This window comes from Kitasatospora sp. NPDC048722 (genome assembly GCF_040650235.1).
Taxonomy (GTDB): domain Bacteria; phylum Actinomycetota; class Actinomycetes; order Streptomycetales; family Streptomycetaceae; genus Kitasatospora.
In genome coordinates, this window is record NZ_JBEZGX010000019.1 from 1 (window position 1) to 17,869 (window position 17,869).

Consider the following 17,869-nt stretch of genomic DNA (forward strand, 5'->3'; position numbering starts at 1 on the left):
TGAGGTGGATGCCGTTGGAGTAGAAGTCCCGGGCCGCCCCGAGCACCAGCACCGAGGTGGGCCGGTCGGCGGCCGCGCGGTAGGCGGCCGCGCGACCGGGTCAGGCGGCCTTCACGGCGGAGATGTCGAAGCTGAGCTTGACCTTCTCACCGATCAGCACGCCGCCGGTCTCCAGCGCCGCGTTGTAGGTCAGGCCGAACTCGGTGCGGTCGACGACGGCGGTGCCCTCGAAGCCGACCCGCTCGGCGCCGTAGGCGTCGGTGGCGCTGCCGGTGTAGTCGAGGTCGAGGACGATCGGGCGGGTGGTGCCCTTGATCGTGAGGTCGCCGGTCATCCGGTAGGAGTCGCCGCGCAGGCGCTCGGCGGAGGTGCTGCGGAAGCGGATCTCGGGGTGGGCGTCGACGGCGAAGAAGTCGCCGGTGCGCAGGTGCTCGTCGCGCTGGGCCTGGTTGGTGTCGATGCTGGCGACCTTGATCACCAGTTCGGCGCTGGAGTTGCCGGGCACGGTGCCGTCGAGGTGCAGCTTGCCGTCGTAGTCGGTGAAGCGGCCCTTGACGTTGGTCACCATCGCGTGGCGCACCGAGAAGCCGACCTCGCTGTGCGTGGTGTCGACCGTCCAGTCGCCGGTCAGGTGGGCGAGGTCCGGCCCGGTCGGGGCCTCGGCGACGGCGGTGGCGGTCGTGGCGGCGGTCTTGGTGCGGTTGAACAGGCCCATGGCTCCTCCTCGGGTTCGAAGCCATTTGTTTAGGCTTCAACTTCTTTCTGGGACCACCATAGACCCATCTCGTTCAAACTTCAACCACTTCGCCGTGTCGGTGGCCGCGATTAGGCTTCCAGGGCGACCCGGTCGATCCACGAGCAGCTCCGCCACCCCAGAGAGGCCCGCCCATGTTCGTCCTGCACGCGCTCTGGCGCGCGGATGGCAGGCTGGCGCTCTGGGCCGAGGACGCCCGCCGCCACCCGGCGGCGAAGGCCGTGGAGGCGCCGGCGCGGACGGCCCCGCGCGCCCACCCCTACGCCAGCCCCGCCGCCGAGGTGGCCGCCGTGCTCGGCGGGATCGGCCCGGGCCTCGGCTGGCTCGCCGGCCAGGCGCCCGAGCGCTGGGCCACGCTGCTGCTGCCGACCGTCGCCTCCCTGCCCGCGCCGTCCCCCGACCTGCCGGCCACCCCCGTGCGCGGCGCGGCGGTGCTCGCGCCGTGGCGGGTGCCCGCGCTGCTGTTCGACGCCGGGGCGGCGGCCCAGCTGCTGGGCGAGGTCTTCGACCCGCGGTGGGCCGTGACCGGCACCGAGCTGTCCGGCGTCGGGCGCGCCGACGTCGTCTACGGGCCGTCGCTGCGCTGGCTCTCCGGCGTGCACGACCTCGCCTGGCGGACGGTCGGCGGCGGCCGGGTGCTGCCGCAGCTCCTGGCGGGCGGCGCCCCGCAGGCCCGCTGGCGTGCGGACCTCACCCCCGACGGCCGCCGTGAGGCCGCCGCCCTCGCCGCCGGCTGCCCGCCGGTGGCCCTGGGGGAGTGGCCGCCCGCCGGCGTCACGGGGGAAGAGCTGGTCGACGCCGCGCTGAGCGCCCTCGTCGATGCCGAGGTGAGGTCCGCCCTCGCCGTCGCACCCCCGCTCCTGCGCGGCGGCGACGCTCCGACGGGCGCGGCCGAGCAGTGGCTGACGGCCCTCGCCGCCCCGGACGCCGCCTTCACCGCGGACCCGGACGACCTGGCCGACCTGCACGGCCGGCTCTCCGCCTGGTACGCCGCCGCCGAACCCACCGACCCCGCCCTGCGGCTCTGCTTCCGCCTGCTGGAGCCGCTCGGCCCGGACGACGGCGACCCCGAGGGCCGTCCGTCCGACGACGCCTGGCAGGTGGAGTTCCTGCTCCAGGCCGTCGACGAGCCGTCCCTGCTGGTCCGCGCCGCCGACCTGCACGAGGGCGGCGCCGCCCGCGCCGCGCTCACCCGCAAGACCGACGACCCGGCCGGCGTCCTGGCCGCCGAACTCGCCCGCGCCGCCCATCGTTGGCCGGAGCTGGACGGGCTGCGCCACCGCTCCCGCCCGTCGGCCCTCCCGCTCGACCGCGACGGGGCCCTGGACTTCCTGCGCACCGCGGCGCCCGCCCTCGCCGAGAGCGGGTTCGGCGTGCTGCTCCCGGCCTGGTGGCGCCGCAAACCCCGGCTGGGCCTCGCCCTGCGGGTCACCACCCCGCCCGCGCCCGGCTCGCTCGCCGTCACGAGCCAGGTGGACCGGGACGCCGTCGTCGCGTTCCAGTGGCAGGCGGCGCTCGGCCTGGACGGCGATCCGCTCAGCGAGCGGGAGCTCGCCGAACTGGCCGCCGCCAAGCAGGGGCTGGTCCGGGTGCGGGGCACCTGGCTGGAGGCCGACCCGGCGCAGATCGCCGCCGCGCTCGCCTTCCTCGACCACCGGCGGGACCCCGCCGTCGCCACGGGGCAGGTGCTGCGGATGGCGCTCGACCCCGAGGCCACGGTCGCCGGCCTGCCGGTCACCGCCGTCCGGGCCGACGGCCCATTGGGTGACCTGCTCGCCGGGCGCACCGTCGCCGCCCCGGTCCCCACGCTCCCGCCGGACTTCCGCGCGACCCTCCGCCCCTACCAGGAGCGGGGGTTGGCCTGGCTGCGGGCCATGGCCGGGCTCGGCCTGGGCGCCGTCCTCGCCGACGACATGGGCCTCGGCAAGACCGTCCAGACCCTCGCCCTGCTGGCCTCCGAGCAGGCGGACGGTGCGACGGCCCCCACCCTGCTGGTCTGCCCGATGTCCCTCGTCGGGAACTGGCAGCGCGAGACCGAGCGTTTCGCCCCCGGCCTGCGCACCCACGTCCACCACGGCTCCGGCCGCCTCGGCGCGGACGAACTCGTCGCCGCCGTCGCTGCAGTGGACCTCGTCATCACCACCTACGGACTGGTCCAGCGCGACCTCGCCGCCCTGCGGAAGGTCCGCTGGCGCCGGGTCGTGGCCGACGAGGCCCAGCACGTCAAGAACGCCGGCACCGCCCAGGCCCGCGCGATCCGCGCCCTGCCCGTCGCCGTGCACCGGATCGCCCTGACCGGCACCCCGGTGGAGAACCGGCTGTCCGAGCTGCACACCGTCCTGGACTTCGCCAACCCCGGGCTGCTCGGCTCGGCCGAGCGCTTCAAGGAGCGCTACGCGATCCCCGTGGAACTGCACCGCAGCCCCGACCGCACCGCCGAACTCCGGCGCCGCACGAGCCCGTTCGTCCTGCGCCGGCTCAAGACCGACCCGGCGGTGGCGGCCGACCTGCCCGCCAAGCAGGAGATGACCGTCTGGTGCAACCTCACCGCCGAGCAGGCCGGCCTCTACCAGGCGGTGGTGGCCGACCTGCTGCACCGGGTCGAGGGCATCCGGGGCGTGGAGCGCCGCGGCACGGTGCTCGCCGCGATCGGCAAGCTCAAACAGGTGTGCAACCACCCGGCCCAACTTCTGCACGACGGTTCGGCGTTGGGCGAGCGCTCGGGCAAGGTCGCCCGGCTGGCCGAGCTCCTCGAAGAGGCCCTCGCCGAGGGGGACCGCACCCTGGTCTTCACCCAGTACGCCGAGTTCGGTGCGATGCTCCGCCCGTACCTGGCCCGGCGGCTCGGCGAGGAGGTGCTCTACCTGCACGGCGGACTCTCCCGGGCCCGCCGCGAGGAACTCGTCGAACGCTTCCAATCCCAGGACGGGCCGAGGGTGTTCATCCTCTCCCTGCGGGCCGGCGGCACCGGGCTCAACCTGACCGCCGCCAACCAGGTGATCCACCTCGACCGCTGGTGGAACCCGGCGGTCGAGGAGCAGGCCACCGACCGCGCGTTCCGGATCGGCCAGCGCCGCGACGTCCAGGTGCGCCGGCTGGTGTGCGTCGGCACGGTCGAGGAGCGGATCGACGAACTCCTCACCGCCAAGCGCGCGCTGGCCGACACGGTGGTGGGGGAGGGCGAGCACTGGCTCACCGACCTGCCCGCCGACGCGCTGCGCGAACTGGTCGAGCTCACTCGCGACGACGCGGTGGCAGAGGAGGACGCATGACCGAACACGACACCGTCGTGAACGTCGCCGCCTACTGGCGCGGCGACTTCACCCTGCGCGCGGAGGAACAGCCGGACGAGGGCGAACCGTCCCTCCGCCGCCTCGGCCCGTCCGGCATCACCGTGCGCGGACGCGACCTCGCCGCCGTGCTGGCCCCGGCCTACGACGCGTTCCGCGCCTGACCGGCGGCTACCCTGCGAAGGTGACCGACACCCTCGAACACCCCGGCCTCGCCGACTTCGAAGCCCACCGGCGGATGATCTTCGGCATCGCCTACCGGATGCTCGGCAGCGTCGCCGACGCCGAGGACCTGGTCCAGGACACCTGGCTGCGCTGGAGCCAGGTCACCGGCCCGGTCGCCAACCCGGCCGGCTACCTCGCCCGGACGGTCACCAACCTCGCGCTCAACCGGCTCGACTCGGCCGCCGTCCGCCGCGAGTCCTACGTCGGCCCGTGGCTGCCCGAACCGCTCGTCGGCGAGCCGGCCGCGACCGAGGGCGTCGAACGCGCCGAGACCGTCTCGCTCGCGGTGATGGTGCTGCTGGAGAGCCTCTCCCCGCTGGAACGGGCCGTCTTCGTACTCAAGGAGGTCTTCGGCTTCTCCTACAAGGAGATCGGCGAGGCCCTCGACCGCAGCGAGACGGCCTGCCGCCAGGTCGGCAGCCGGGCCAGGGCGCACGTCCAGGCCGGCCGGCCCCGCTACGACGCCCCCGCGGACCTTCGCCGCCGGGCCACCGACGAGTTCCTCGCGGCCTGCGTGGGCGGCGACCTCAACCGGATGCTGCAACTGCTCGCCCCCGACGTCACCTCGTGGACCGACGGCGGCGGCGTCGTGCGCGCCGCACTGCGCCCCGTCACCGGCGCCGACAACGTCGCCCGCTTCGTCCTCGGCGTCCTCAAGCAGCTCGGCGAAGCCACCGCCCGCCCCGCCCTCGTCAACGGCCAGCCCGGCCTGCTGCTCACGGTGGGCGACCGCGTCGACTCCGTCACGGTCTTCGAGTTCGCCGAGGGCCCCGACGGCGCACCCCTCATCGCCGCCATGCGGACCGTCCGCAACCCCCACAAGCTCGCCCGTCTCAATCCTTGACCCTCCACCTGGTCGAGGAACCACAGTGACCGGCATGGAGAGCGACCTGCACAGCATCGGCGAACTGGCCCGCGCCACCGGCCTGGGCGTCGGCACCCTGCGCTACTACGACGGCGCCGACGTGCTCGCCCCCGCTCACGTCGACCCGCAGACCGGCTACCGCTGGTACGGGCCCCGGCAACTCGCCGACGCCCGCCTGCTCGCCCGGCTGCGCCGCGTCGGCCTGCCGCTGGCGGGGATCCGCGCCGTGCTCGGCGCGGCCCCCGGCTCCGGCGCGGCCCACCGCGTCGTCGACGCGCACCTGCGCCGCCTGGAGGACGGCCTCGCCGACGCCCGCCGCGAACTCTCCCTGATCCGCACGCTGATCGACCAGAGGGAGAACCCGATGACCGCCGCCCCCGCCGAGCTCCGGCTCACCGTCCCGGCCCCCGCGCTGGCCGCCGCCCTGGACGCGGTCCGCTTCGCCGTCTGCGCCGACCCCGAACTCCCGGTCCTCGCCGGGGTCCTGTTCGAGGTGGACGGCGCCGCGCTGCGCCTGGTGGCCACCGACCGCTACCGGATGGCGCTCGCCGAGGTGCCCCTGCCGGCGGCCCCCGACACCGTGCCGCAGGCCGGCACGATCGTCCCGACGGCCCTGGCGGACGCCCTGCGCGCCCTGCTCACCGGCGCTGCCGAGGCCGAACTCACCCTCGGCAGCGGCCTCGTGCGCGCCGAGACGGGCGGTCACCGGATCGAGGGCGCGGTCCCCGACCTCGACTACCCCGACTACCGCGCACTGACCCGCCTGGACCCGCTCCACCGCGTCGACGTGCCCGCCGCCGACCTGCGCGGAGCCGTCGAGTCCGGCGTCACCCGCACCCTTCCGTCCGGGCCGAACGGCGCGGACTGCGCAGTCACCGTCCTCGCCGTCACCCCGGACGGCCGACTCGCAGTGCCCCCGGCCGACGCCGCCCCCACCCCCGGCGAAGTCCGAGTGGCGGTCAACCGGAACTTCCTCCTGGAGGCCCTGGACGCCGGCCGCCCCGACCAACTGGTCCTCGAACTCGGCGGCCCCATCGCTCCGCTGGCGATCCGCACCCCCGGCCGCGACGGCACCTTCTCCATGCTGATGCCGATCCGGGTGCCCGAACTCGTGCGATCCACCGAGTGATCAAACGATCCGACGCCGCCCGGCCTCGCCACCATGGGACCCCACAGGTCGCCCACCTCGCCTGCCACGGCAGCCTGCCGGCGGAAGCGGCGCCCACCGACGAGGCCGGCACGATCCTCACGGAGCGCCACAACCGCAGGTACGCCCCCCACCCCCACCCAGACCATCCCCCACCCCCACCCCCCTCCCCCCTCCCCTCCCAGCCACCTCAACCACCCTCCTCCCCCGAACCCACCCCAGCGAGAGGGTGCGCTGCGGGAGGGGGTGGCGGAGGGGGTGGCCGCGGAGAGGGGCGTGACGGGTGATTTTCAGACTGCCAACGGCGAGAACACCCCACCCACAGAGTCGGCAGTCGGAAAATCATCCAGCCCCCGGAGCGGCCACCCCCGGAGCCGCCCCCGGCGTCACCCACCCACCCGAAAGCCCACCCCCCCCACCCCAAGCCCCGCACCCCAAGCCCCGCGCAGCGGAACCTTCAGCCCCGATACCCCGCCATCCGCTCGAGCCGAGCGATCCGCTCCCCCATCGGCGGATGCGTCGAGAACAACCGCGCCCCGGCCTCACCCGGCCGGAACGGACTGGCGATCATCATGTGGCTCGCCGTCTGCAGCTGAGGCTCCGGCGGCAGGGGCAGCCGACGCGTACCGGCGTCCAGCTTCCGCAGCGCACTCGCCAGCGCCAGCGGGTCCCCCGTGATGCGAGCACCGTCCGCGTCGGCCTGGTACTCGCGGGAGCGGCTGACCGCGAGCTGGATCAGCCCGGCCGCCAGCGGTCCGAGGATCATGATCGCGAGCATCCCGAACAGGCCCGGCCCGTCGTCGTCCTCGCTGCGTCCGAAGGGGACCAGCCAGGCGAAGTTCACCAGGAACATCACCACCGAGGCGAGCGCCCCGGCGACCGACGAGATCAGGATGTCCCGGTTGTAGACGTGGCTGAGCTCGTGGCCGAGCACCCCCCGGAGCTCGCGCTCGTCGAGCAGCTGCAGGATGCCGTCCGTGCAGCAGACCGCCGCGTTGCGCGGGTTGCGGCCGGTGGCGAAGGCGTTGGGGGCGGGGGTGGGCGAGATGTAGAGCCGGGGCATCGGCTGGCGGGCGGAGGTGGAGAGCTCCCGGACGATCCGGTAGAGCCGCGGCGCCTCGATCTCGCTGACCGGCCGGGCCCGCATGGCCCGCAGCGCGAGCTTGTCGCTGTTCCAGTACGCGTAGGCGTTGGTCCCGACGGCGACCAGCAGGGCGATCACGAGGCCGCTCCGGCCGAAGAAGCTGCCGATCACCAGGATCAGCGCCGAGAGGCCGCCGAGCAGGACGGCGGTCCTCAGTCCGTTGTGCCGGCGGTGCACGTCAGGCCCTCCAATGGCGCGGTGGGGAAGCCCTTTCTGCCTCGTCCCTCTTGCCCGGTCAACGGGCGGGGCCCGGGACCTTGTTCCCTTGTGACACAGCCGACAGAGGTGGCACCACCCTCACCCCCGAGTGCCCGCCCACCGGCGGGTCAGAACAGGCTGCCACCCGCCACCTGGAGGACGAGCTGCGGAGCGACCGACAACACCACGGCGACCGAAGCGGTGAGCCCCAGCGTCGCCGTCAGACTCAGCGGGAGCCGACGCTCGACGCCGGCCTCGCTGCCGGCCTCGGTGCCGCCCTCGGTGCCGCCCTCGCCCGCCGCCACCGGAGCGAACAACCGGGCCGTCCAGAGCAGGTAGTAGTACAGCGCGACGACGACGTTGACGGCCATGACGACGGCCAGCCAGCCCAGCCCGGCGTCGACGGCCGCCCGGAACACCACGACCTTGCCGAAGAGCCCGATCACGCCCGGCGGCAGCCCGGCCAGGCAGAGCAGGAAGAAGGCCAGGGCGAGCGCCGTCCAGCGGCTCCGCGCGAACAGCCCGCGGAAGTCGTCCACACTGGTGCCGGCCCGTCGGCCGACCGCCGCGACCACGCCGAACGCACCGAGGTTCACGACGCCGTAGATCAGCGCGTACGCGGCGGTGGCGCCCAGCGGGTCGGCGGCCGTGGGCGCGTAGCCGGCGGCGGCGAGCGGCACCAGCAGGTACCCGGCCTGGCCGACGGAGGACCAGGCGAGCAGCCGGACCGCGCTGTAGCGGGTGTCGAAGCGCTGGCGCAGCGCGCCGACGTTGCCGACGGTCATGGTGACGGCGGCGAGCACCGCGAGCACCAGGCCCCACGTGTGGGCGTACGGGCGGAACGCCACCGTGGTGGCGAGCGCCAGACCGGAGAGGCCGGCCGCCTTGCCGACGACCGACAGGTAGCCGGCGACGGGGAGCGGCGCGCCGGTGTAGGTGTCGGGCACCCAGAAGTGGAACGGGACGGCGGCCACCTTGAAGGCGAAGCCGACGAGGGTCAGGACGGCGCCCGCCTCGGCCAGCGGCTTGAGCTGAGCGGGGGCGTGCTCCAGACCCTCGGCGATGGCCCCGAGGTGCAGGCTGCCGCTGGCCGCGTAGACGAAGGAGACGCCGAGCAGCATCACGGCCGTCGCCGTGACGGAGGAGACGAAGAACTTCAGCGCGGCCTCGGCGCCCCGGCCGTCCCGGCGCAGCGCGACCAGCGCGAAGGCGGGCAGCGAGGCGACCTCCAGGGCGATCACCATGGTGGCGAGGTCGCGGGAGGCGGGCAGCAGGGCGGCGCCGGTGGCGCTGGAGAGCAGCAGGAACCAGTACTCGCCGCCGGGCAGCTTCTCGCTCTCCACGGTGTGGGCGGACAGCAGCGCGGCGATCAGCGCGCCGCCGAGGGCGAGCAGCTGGAACACCAGGGCGAAGTGGTCCGCGACGTACGAGCAGCCCGCGTTGTCAGTCGCCCCTGCTACGTTCTGCGCACAGAACGTCGCCCGGGGTGATCCCCCGGCGAGGGGGAGGAGCGAGATGAGCGCGAGGGCGAGTCCGGCCGCGGTGAGGCGGCCGAGCCACTTCTTGTGGCGCTCGGGCAGGAAGAGGTCGGCGACCAGCACCACGAGGGCGGCCACGGCGGCGATCAGCGGCGGCGCGATCGCGACCCAGTCCACGGACTGGATCAGGCTGCCCGCGTTGGGTACGGCGAGGGAGGTCACAGTGTGCTGCCCCGTGGAGTGAGGTCCGAGTTCGGCGAGCCGGGCTCCGAGCATGTCAGCCACCTCCGAGGAGGTGCTTGACGGCTGGGTCGGAGAGGCCGAGCAGGAGCGCGGGCCAGAGGCCGGCGAGCAGGGTGAGGGCGGCCAGCGGCGTCCAGCTGACGGCCTCGTACGGGCGCAGGTCGGCGAGCTCGGCCACCGGTGCGGGCTGCTCGGGGTCGCCCATGCAGACGCGCTTGACGACGATCAGCAGGTACGCGGCGGTGAGGAGGGTGCCGAGGCCGGCCAGGACCATGTAGGTGACGAAGGCCGGGCGGGACAGGCCCGCCGCCGGGTCGAACGCGCCGAACATGGCGAGCAGCTCGCCCCAGAAGCCGGCCAGCCCGGGAAGGCCGAGGCTGGCGACGGCGGCGAAGGCGAGCAGGGCCCCGATCCGCGGCGCGCGGCCGTAGAGGGCGGCGCCGGTGGCGCCGGACAGGGTGTCGAGGTCCGCTGTGCCGTAGCGGTCCTTGAGCGCTCCGACGAGGAAGAACAGCAGGCCGGTGATCAGACCGTGCGCGATGTTGGCGAACAGCGCGCCGTTCACGCCGGCCTGGGTGAGGGAGGCGATGCCCAGCAGGACGAAGCCCATGTGGCCGACGGAGGAGTACGCGACGAGGCGCTTGAGGTCGCCCTTGGAGCCCGAACCGGAGGGCGCGAAGCTCTTCGGCAGAAGGGTGGTGGCGGGCGACGGGAGGGCGAGCGCGAGGCAGGCCAGCGAGCCGTAGACGATGCCGACGGCGGCGAACGCGCCCAGGTAGGGGGCGAGCGTCGTGGTGCCGTCGGGCACGACCGGGAGGAGGACGCGGACGAGACCGTAGGTGCCCATCTTCAGCAGCACGCCGGCGAGCAGCACCGAGCCGACCGTCGGGGCGGCGGTGTGCGCGTCGGGGAGCCAGCTGTGCAGCGGCCAGGCCGGGGCCTTGACCGCGAGCCCGATCATGATCGCCAGTGCGGCGGTCACCTGGGTCGTGTGGCTCAGGCCGCGGCCGTGCCCGGCGGCGAGGGCCTGCATGTCGAAGGTGCCCGCCTTGCTGCCGATCAGCAGGAAGCCGAGCAGCATCACGGCCGAGCCGAGCACCGTGTACAGGATGAACCTGTTGGCCGCCGGCACCTTCGCGCCGCTCCCCCAGCGGGCGATCAGGAAGTACATCGGGATCAGCACGATCTCGAAGGCCATGAAGAAGAGGACGAGGTCCAGCACCGCGAAGGTGGCGAGCATGCCGACTTCGAGGAGGAGGAACAGCCCGACGAACGCCCGCGCCGACGGCACGTTGTCCCCGCCCGGCAGCCGCTTCTCCGAGTACAGCGCGCAGAGGAAGGTGAGCAGCGCGGTGAGCACGATCAGCGGCAGCGAGATGCCGTCCACACCGAGGTGGAAGCGCACGTGGATCGCGGGGATCCAGGACACGTCCGTGGTGGCCTGCATCCGGGCGGGCTCGCCGCGGTCGAACCCGGCCGCCAGGACGAGGCTGAGCAGCAGCACCGCGCCGGTGAGCACCGAGTTCAGCCGCAGCGCGCGCCGGTCGGCGACGCCCGCGTCCGGACCGAACACCGGCGCCAGGGTGAGGGCTGCACCGAGCAGCGGCAGCACCAGGAGGGCGATGAGGACCGCGTTCATCGGGGACTCCTACGTGCGACGGTCGGGGGGAGGGACAGGACGGGGAACGGCATCCGCTACACCGCCACCAGGACGGTCAGCAGGACGACGCCGGCGAGCAGCGCGCTGAGGTAGGTCTGCACGTTGCCGGTCTGCGCGAGCCGGACGGCCCGGCCGAGCAGGTTGGCACCGATCCCGCTGCCCTGCACGTAGCCCTCGACGACCTCGCGGTCGAGGAAGCGGACCAGCCGGGCCGCGGCAATCACCGGGCGGACGAACAGTGCGGTGTAGAGCCGGTCGACGCCGAAGCCGTGCCGGGCCGGGCCGAACAGCGGGCCGAGCAGGGTGCGCCCGGGGTCGGCGACGATCACCTCGACGGCCGGGGCCCCGGCCTGTTCGGGCACCCGGCCGACCGGGGCCGGGGCGGGACGGCCCGCACCGAGCCGGGCGGTGGCCGAACGCCAGGCGCCGTACGCCAGCAGCGCGCCGGCCACGGCGAGCCCGGTGCTGGTGACGGCGGTGACGCCGGAGGGGCGCAGCGAGCCGCCGTCGAGCAGGGCGGGCAGCCAGTCGGAGCGCACCCCGGCGATGCCGAAGGTCATGGTCGGGACGGCCAGCACCCACAGCGGCCAGCGCATCGCGTGCGGCTCGGCTGTGGCCGGGTCGGCCTCGTCGAGCTCGGGCGAGTACGGCGCGCCGGCCTCGTGGTCGGCCACGACGGTGGCCCGGTCGGCGGCGGCGGGGGCCACCACCTCGGGTGCCACCGCGGCGGCACCCGCCGGGCTGTGGAACGCGAGCAGGAAGAGCCGGGTGGCGTAGGCGGCGGTGAGCAGCGCGGTCAGCGCCGCCGAGACCAGCACGATCCACCCGGCGGCCTGCGGCACGGCCGAGGCGGGGCCGAGGCCGTTGGTCATCGCCTCGCCGTTGGCGGCGTGCTCGGCGGCGCTGAGGACCGCGTCCTTGCTGAAGAAGCCGGAGAACGGCGGCAGCCCGATCAGCGCGACCAGGCCGATGCCCATCGTCCAGTAGGCGTCCGGCACCCGCTTGCGCAGCCCGGGGATCCGGGACATCGCGGAGATCGAGTTGGTGTGCGCGGCGTGGATCACCACGCCTGCGGCCAGGAACAGCAGCGCCTTGAAGGCGCCGTGGCTGACCAGGTGGAACACCGAGGCCTCGCGGTCGCCGCTGGCCAGCGCCCCGGCCATGTAGCCGAGCTGGCCGACGGTCGAGTAGGCGAGCACCCGCTTGAGGTCGTCCTGCGCCAGTGCGCACAGCGCCGAGCCGATCATCGTCACGGCGGCCATGACGGCGAGCACGACGAGCGCCGCGCCCGAGAGCAGGAACACCGGCAGCAGCCGGGCGACGAGGTAGATGCCGGCCGCGACCATGGTGGCGGCGTGGATCAGCGCGGAGACCGGCGTCGGGCCGGCCATCGCGTCCGGGAGCCAGGTGTGCAGCGGGAACTGCGCGCTCTTGCCGGCGACGCCGGCGAGCAGCAGCAGCGCGATCAGCGTCGGGTGCCCGAGCTTCCCGTCGGTGGCGGCGGCCAGCACGTCCTGGATCCGGAAGCTGTGGGCGTCGGCGCCGAGCATGAAGATCCCGAACAGGAACGGCACGTCGCCGAGCTTGGTGACCAGGAAGGCCTTCAGCGAGGCCGAGCGGGCGTCCGCGGTCTCCCAGTGGTGGCCGATCAGGAAGTACGAGCAGATGCCCATGACCTCCCAGCCGACCAGCAGCACGATCAGGTCTCCCGAGTACACGACGAGGAACATCGCCGCGGTGAAGAGCGAGACCAGCGCCGCGTACGAGGGGTAGCGCGGGTCCTCCTTCAGGTACGCGGTCGAGTAGACCTGGACGCACGTGGCGACCAGACCGACCAGCACGGAGATCAGCGAGCTGTAGCCGTCCAGGTGGACGGCGAGCGCGATGTCCGGGCCGCCGGTCGGGGTGAGCCGGGTGGCGGCGTCGAGCGCCTGGCCGGTGCCGAGCTGGAGCGCGACCACGAGGGCGAGCACGGCCGAGGCGGCGACCGGCACGATGGCGAGCGGCCGGGCCAGGCCGGGCGCCTTCTTCCCGGCGGCCAGGGTGGCGGCGGCACCGAGCGCGGGCAGCGCGGGGACGAGGACGGGCAGGGCGAGGTTCATGCGGTGGCCTGGCCCTTCAGCGCCCCGGCGCCGGCCGGCGCCTCCTCGGCGAGCGTCTCGGCCGGGTCGCCGAGCGCGGTGGCCCGGTCGATGTCCGCGGTGCCCCTGGCCCGGAACAGCAGCAGGACGATGGCGAGCCCGAGGCCGATCTCGGCGGCGGCGATCGTGATGGTGAACAGCGTCAGCGCCTGGCCGGCGTGCAGGGAGTCGCGCAGCCAGGCGTCGAAGGCGACGAGGTTCAGGTTGACGGCGTTGAGCATCAGCTCGACGGAGATCAGGACGAGGACGGCGTTGCGCCGGGCGAGCACGCCGTACACGCCGACGCTGAACAGCAGCGCGGCGAGGACGACGGGGTAGGCGAGGTGCATCAGCTCTCCTCCGTCACGAGCGGGGCGGCGGCCTCCGGAGCGGTGCGCGGAGCGGTCGCGGCGACGGTCCCGTTGGACCCGACCGGCCGCCCGGTGCGCAGCCGGCCGGCCCGCGGCGGCGGCACCCGGCGCTTCGCACCGCGCGACAGCACGATCGCGCCGACGAGCGCCGCCAGCAGCAGCACGGACAGCGCCTCGAAGGGCAGCACCCACGTGCGGAACAGGCTCGCCCCGGTGACGGCGGCCGAACCGCCGCCCCCTCCGAGGTCGATCCAGGAGGTGCGGAAGGCGTCGACGACCAGCGTCACGAGCGTCCCGGCGGAGGCCAGCGCGACCGCCAGGGCGACCCAGCGGTTCTTCGAGTCGGCGTCCGGCGAGCGCCCGATCGGCGCCTTCGTGAGCATCAGCCCGAACAGCACCAGGACGACCACCGAGCCGAGGTAGATCAGCACCTGCACCCAGGCGATGAACTCGGCGGTGAGCAGCAGGAACTCGATCGCGAGCCCGCCCAGCGAGACCACCAGCCACAGCGCGGCGTGCACCAGCTGCTTGGTGCTCACGGCGACGACGGCCGAGCCGAGCACGGTGATGCCGACCAGGAGGAAGACGATCTCCACGCCGGTCGGCGACAGGAACGAACGGGAGGCCGGCTCCAGCGGGCCGGCCGCCGCGAGCAGGGCAAGAGCAGTCACTCGGTCTCACCCTTCTCCTCGGAGGCGACGGCCGCCGCGGCGGCCGCGGCCAGCTTGTCCGCCGCCTTGCGCGCGGTGGCGATCTCCTTCGGCTCCTCAGCCGCCGGGTCGAGCGCGGGCGGCGCCGGGACGGTCCACATCCACTCGCGGAGCCGGTCCCGTTCGTGGGTCAGCTCCAGGATGTCCGTCTCGGCGTACTCGAACTCCGGCGACCAGAACAGCGCGTCGAACGGGCACACCTCGATGCAGATCCCGCAGTACATGCAGAGCGAGAAGTCGATCGCGAAGCGGTCCAGCACGTTGCGGGTGCGGGCGCGCGCGTTCGGGTCGGCGGCCGGCAGCGTCTCCTTGTGGGAGTCGATGTAGATGCACCAGTCCGGGCACTCGCGCGCACAGAGCATGCACACCGTGCAGTTCTCCTCCAGCAGGGCGATGACGCCGCGCGAGCGCGGCGGCAGCACCGGCTGCACGTCGGGGTACTGCGCCGTGACGGTCTTCTTCGTCATCGTCCGCAGGGTCACGGCCAGGCCCTTGGCGAGGCCGGCGCCCGGGAAACTCATGCGCCCGCCTCGCTTCGCTCGCCAGGGGCGTTCGCCCGTACACACCTGTTGATGATTCGCTCACTTCGTTCACTCATGAGATCGCCACCTTGATGATGCCGGTGAGGGCGAGCTGGACGAGGGCGAGCGGGATCAGCACGGTCCACGCGAAGCGCATCAGCTGGTCCTCGCGCAGGCGCGGGTACGTCACCCGCAGCCAGATCACCACGAAGGCCAGCGCGAAGGTCTTCAGCAGGGTCCAGAGCCAGCCGAGCTGGTCCGGCATCGGGCCGTGCCAGCCGCCGAGGAACAGCACGGCGGTCAGCCCGGACACCACGAGGATGCCCACGTACTCGGAGAGCAGGAACAGCGCGAAGCGCAGGCCGGTGTACTCGGTGTACGCGCCGAAGATGATCTCCGAGTCGGCCACCGGCATGTCGAACGGCGGACGCTGGAGCTCGGCCAGACCGGCCGTGAAGAACACGAACGCGCCGATGAGCTGCCACGGGAGCCAGTACCACTGCCAGGAGTCCACGATCCCGGGCAGCGACAGCGTGCCGGCGGCCATCGCCACCGAGGCCGCCGCCAGCACCATCGGCAGCTCGTAGGACATCAGCTGGGCGGCCGTGCGCAGGCCGCCGAGCAGCGAGAACTTGTTCGCCGAGGCCCAGCCGGCCATCAGCTTGCCGATCACGCCGACGCCCACCACGGCCAGCACGAAGAACAGCCCGGCGTCGACCGCCTGGCCGACGAAGCCGTCCGGGCCGACCGGGATCGCCAGCAGCACGAAGAGGTACGGCAGCAGCGAGACGGCGGGCGCCAGCTGGAAGATCCGGCGGTCCGCCCCGGCGGGGACGATGTCCTCCTTCTGCGCGAACTTCACGCCGTCGGCGACGAGCTGCGCCCAGCCGTGGAAACCGCCGGCGTACATCGGGCCGAGCCGGCCCTGCATGTGCGCCATGACCTTGTGCTCCGTCTGGCCGATGATCAGCGGGACGGTGAGGAAGACGACGAGTGTGGCGACGCAGCGCAGCACCGTGTCGAGCAGGTTCACGCGCCGTCTCCGTCCTGGCCGGCCGGGCGGGCCGACGGGTCGTCCTTCTTCTCCGCCGGGGCCTCGGCGGGTTCCGCCGCCGGCTCCTCGGCAGGCTCCTCGGCAGGCTTCGCGTCGTGGGCGGGCACCGGGTTGTGCCAGGGCGCGTCCGACGACTGCGTCCGCGCGGGGACGGGTCGCTCGGCCCTGGGCTCGTCGGCGGCCTTCGGCGCACCGGCCCCGGGCTCTTCGACGGGCTGGCTGACCGACCCGTCCGACACCGACCGGGTCCGCCGCGGCCGGTCCGCCCGCACCGCCGGAGCCTCACCGGCGGCACCGGCAGCGGCGGCGGCCCGCGGTGTGCGCGCCGCCGCGCCCGCCGCCCGCGCACCCCGCGCGGGCCGCTCGGCGACCGGCGGCAGGGTGCCCTTGAGCGGGCCCCACTCGTTCGGGTCCGGTACGCCGACCGGCTGCATCTTGCGCCGCGCCGGCCCGTCGCCGTGGTCGGACTCGCCCGGCTCCTTGGCGCCCGGCCAGGCCTTGGCGACGCGGGCCGCGAGCACGAACTCCTTGCGCAGCGGGTGCCCCTCGAAGCCGTCCGGCAGCAGCAGGGTGACGAGGTGCGGGTGCCCGGGGAAGTCGATGCCGAACATCTCGTGGGTCTCGCGCTCGTGCCACGCGGCACCGGCGTACACCGACACGGCCGTCGGCAGGGCGGGCCTGTCCCGCGGCACCCGGGTGCGCAGCGCGAGGTGGCGCACCGCGTGTCCCTCGGCGGAGGCCAGGTGGGCGACCACGGAGAAGCCGTCGGCGAGCTCGTCGACGGCGCTCAGCCAGTCGAAGAAGCCCAGGCCGAGCCCGTCGCGGGCGGCGGTGAGCGCCTCGATCCAGTGCTCGGCGGGCACGTCGACGGTGATCAGCCCGTACGCCTCGGCGCCGGTCGCCCACTGCCCGACCGACGCCGCGTACTGCTCTGCCGTGGTCACGAAACCCCTCCATCGGCCGAAGAGCCCGAAGACCGCGCGGGCCCCGCCACCAGCGGACGCCGCAGAGCCGACGCGGGCGCGGCGTAGCGGCCGGGCAGCGACTCGGCGGCGATCTTCTCCTGCAGCTTGAGGATGCCCTGGAGCAGCGCCTCGGGCCGCGGCGGGCAGCCGGGCACGTAGACGTCGACCGGGATGATCTGGTCGACGCCCTTGGTCACCGAGTACGAGTCCCAGTACGGACCGCCGGAGTTGGAGCAGGCGCCGAAGGAGATGACGTACTTCGGCTCGGGCATCTGCTCGTAGAGGCGCTTGACGGCGGGCGCCATCTTGTCCGTCACCGTCCCCGAGACGATCATCAGATCGGCCTGCCGGGGGCCGGGCGCGAACGGGATGACACCCATCCGGATGAAGTCGTGCTTGGCCATGGACGCCGCGATGAACTCGATCGCGCAGCAGGCCAGCCCGAAGTTGAAGCACCAGAGGCTGTAGCGGCGGCCCCAGTTGAGCACGACCTTGACCGGGTCCGGCGCGAGCCGGGCCAGCGGGCCGATGCTCCGGCGCTCGACGGCGCCGGGGCGCGACGGGTCCGGGAGGCCGAGCGGGACCGGTCCGCCCGACGCGGCGTGCGAGTGGTTGTGCGTCACGTCCATTCCAGAACGCCCTTCTTCCAGGCGTAGAGCAGCCCGACCGCGAGGAAGCCGATGAAGAGGAACATCTCGATCAGCGTCCCGGCCCCGTACCCGGCGGTGGCGAACACGGTCGCCCACGGGAACAGGTAGATCGCGTCGACCGCGAAGATCACGTACAGGAAGGCGTACACGTAGTAGCGGATCTGGGTGTGCGCCCAGTCCTCGCCCACCGGGTCCACGCCGCACTCGTAGGCCAGGAGCTTCTCCGGCGAGTACACCACCGGACGCAGCAGCCGGTTGGCGGTGAACGCGACGGTCACGAACAGCACGCCGATGACGGCGAGCAGTCCCATCGCGGCGTACGCGTCGAAGTAGCCGCTGCCGACCGCCGGGTCGGCCGCGACGGCAGCCGCTTGCTGCCACTCCATGCCTTCGCCCTCCACTCGGCCGTGAACCGCCCCTCAAGGCAGTTCTACGTCGCTTCTTTACACGGTCATAACCATGGCCAATGCGTGA

Annotated in this window: 16 protein-coding genes; 4 read left to right on the forward strand and 12 right to left on the reverse strand. The window is 73.7% G+C overall.

Going from position 1 to position 17,869, the window contains the following annotated elements:
* Nucleotides 1-100 precede the first annotated feature (100 nt).
* The gene (locus AB0C76_RS16135) at nt 101-715 is read right to left on the reverse strand and encodes a YceI family protein (RefSeq protein ID WP_359964960.1); all 615 of its coding nucleotides are present in this window, start codon (nt 713-715) and stop codon (nt 101-103) included.
* A gap of 173 nt (nt 716-888) precedes the next feature.
* Between AB0C76_RS16135 and AB0C76_RS16140 the strand changes: the two genes are divergently transcribed.
* From AB0C76_RS16140 to AB0C76_RS16155, 4 genes are read left to right on the forward strand one after another with little or no spacing between them, the layout of a single operon-like run.
* Nucleotides 889-4,026, forward strand: a complete 3,138-nt coding sequence (locus AB0C76_RS16140) for an SNF2-related protein (protein ID WP_359964962.1) — start codon at nt 889-891, stop codon at nt 4,024-4,026.
* Nucleotides 4,023-4,208: a hypothetical protein gene (locus AB0C76_RS16145; protein ID WP_359964964.1), complete on the forward strand. Its 186-nt coding sequence runs from the start codon at nt 4,023-4,025 to the stop codon at nt 4,206-4,208. Before AB0C76_RS16140 ends, AB0C76_RS16145 begins: the two co-directional genes overlap by 4 nt.
* Nucleotides 4,209-4,228: 20 nt before the next feature.
* Nucleotides 4,229-5,113 carry an RNA polymerase sigma-70 factor gene (locus AB0C76_RS16150; RefSeq protein WP_359964966.1) on the forward strand — a complete coding sequence of 295 codons (885 nt, stop codon included), beginning with the start codon at nt 4,229-4,231 and terminating at the stop codon, nt 5,111-5,113.
* A 34-nt stretch (nt 5,114-5,147) separates the two neighbouring features.
* Entirely contained in the window at nt 5,148-6,263 is a 1,116-nt protein-coding gene (locus tag AB0C76_RS16155) for a MerR family transcriptional regulator (RefSeq protein WP_359964968.1), read from the forward strand.
* 475 nt (nt 6,264-6,738) lie between these two features.
* Here the strand turns inward: AB0C76_RS16155 and htpX are convergent, their stop codons facing one another.
* From htpX to AB0C76_RS16210, 11 genes are all read right to left on the reverse strand, one after another.
* The gene (gene htpX / locus AB0C76_RS16160) at nt 6,739-7,602 is read right to left on the reverse strand and encodes a zinc metalloprotease HtpX (RefSeq protein ID WP_359964970.1); all 864 of its coding nucleotides are present in this window, start codon (nt 7,600-7,602) and stop codon (nt 6,739-6,741) included.
* A gap of 149 nt (nt 7,603-7,751) precedes the next feature.
* A complete protein-coding gene (locus tag AB0C76_RS16165; protein ID WP_359964972.1) occupies nt 7,752-9,377 on the reverse strand; it encodes an NADH-quinone oxidoreductase subunit N in 1,626 nt (541 codons plus the stop codon).
* A gap of 1 nt (nt 9,378) precedes the next feature.
* Nucleotides 9,379-10,983, reverse strand: coding sequence for an NADH-quinone oxidoreductase subunit M (locus AB0C76_RS16170; protein WP_359964974.1), 1,605 nt, complete (start codon nt 10,981-10,983; stop codon nt 9,379-9,381).
* A 56-nt stretch (nt 10,984-11,039) separates the two neighbouring features.
* Nucleotides 11,040-13,106, reverse strand: a complete 2,067-nt coding sequence (locus tag AB0C76_RS16175; protein WP_359964976.1) for an NADH-quinone oxidoreductase subunit L — start codon at nt 13,104-13,106, stop codon at nt 11,040-11,042.
* Nucleotides 13,103-13,474 (reverse strand): NADH-quinone oxidoreductase subunit NuoK, encoded by a 372-nt coding sequence (gene nuoK, locus AB0C76_RS16180; protein WP_329930390.1) that lies wholly within the window; start codon nt 13,472-13,474, stop codon nt 13,103-13,105. Before nuoK ends, AB0C76_RS16175 begins: the two co-directional genes overlap by 4 nt.
* On the reverse strand, nt 13,474-14,166 hold the full coding sequence (locus tag AB0C76_RS16185; RefSeq protein WP_359964978.1) for an NADH-quinone oxidoreductase subunit J: 693 nt from the start codon (nt 14,164-14,166) through the stop codon (nt 13,474-13,476). The genes nuoK and AB0C76_RS16185 overlap by 1 nt, the downstream gene beginning before the upstream one ends.
* Nucleotides 14,163-14,726, reverse strand: a complete 564-nt coding sequence (locus tag AB0C76_RS16190) for an NADH-quinone oxidoreductase subunit I (protein ID WP_359964980.1) — start codon at nt 14,724-14,726, stop codon at nt 14,163-14,165. Before AB0C76_RS16190 ends, AB0C76_RS16185 begins: the two co-directional genes overlap by 4 nt.
* 73 nt (nt 14,727-14,799) lie before the next feature.
* The gene (gene nuoH / locus AB0C76_RS16195) at nt 14,800-15,753 is read right to left on the reverse strand and encodes an NADH-quinone oxidoreductase subunit NuoH (RefSeq protein ID WP_359965176.1); all 954 of its coding nucleotides are present in this window, start codon (nt 15,751-15,753) and stop codon (nt 14,800-14,802) included.
* A gap of 2 nt (nt 15,754-15,755) precedes the next feature.
* Nucleotides 15,756-16,724, reverse strand: a complete 969-nt coding sequence (locus tag AB0C76_RS16200) for an NADH-quinone oxidoreductase subunit C (protein ID WP_359964982.1) — start codon at nt 16,722-16,724, stop codon at nt 15,756-15,758.
* A complete protein-coding gene (locus AB0C76_RS16205) occupies nt 16,721-17,374 on the reverse strand; it encodes an NADH-quinone oxidoreductase subunit B family protein (protein WP_359964984.1) in 654 nt (217 codons plus the stop codon). Before AB0C76_RS16205 ends, AB0C76_RS16200 begins: the two co-directional genes overlap by 4 nt.
* A complete protein-coding gene (locus AB0C76_RS16210; protein ID WP_359964986.1) occupies nt 17,365-17,781 on the reverse strand; it encodes an NADH-quinone oxidoreductase subunit A in 417 nt (138 codons plus the stop codon). The genes AB0C76_RS16205 and AB0C76_RS16210 overlap by 10 nt, the downstream gene beginning before the upstream one ends.
* Nucleotides 17,782-17,869: the final 88 nt, after the last annotated feature.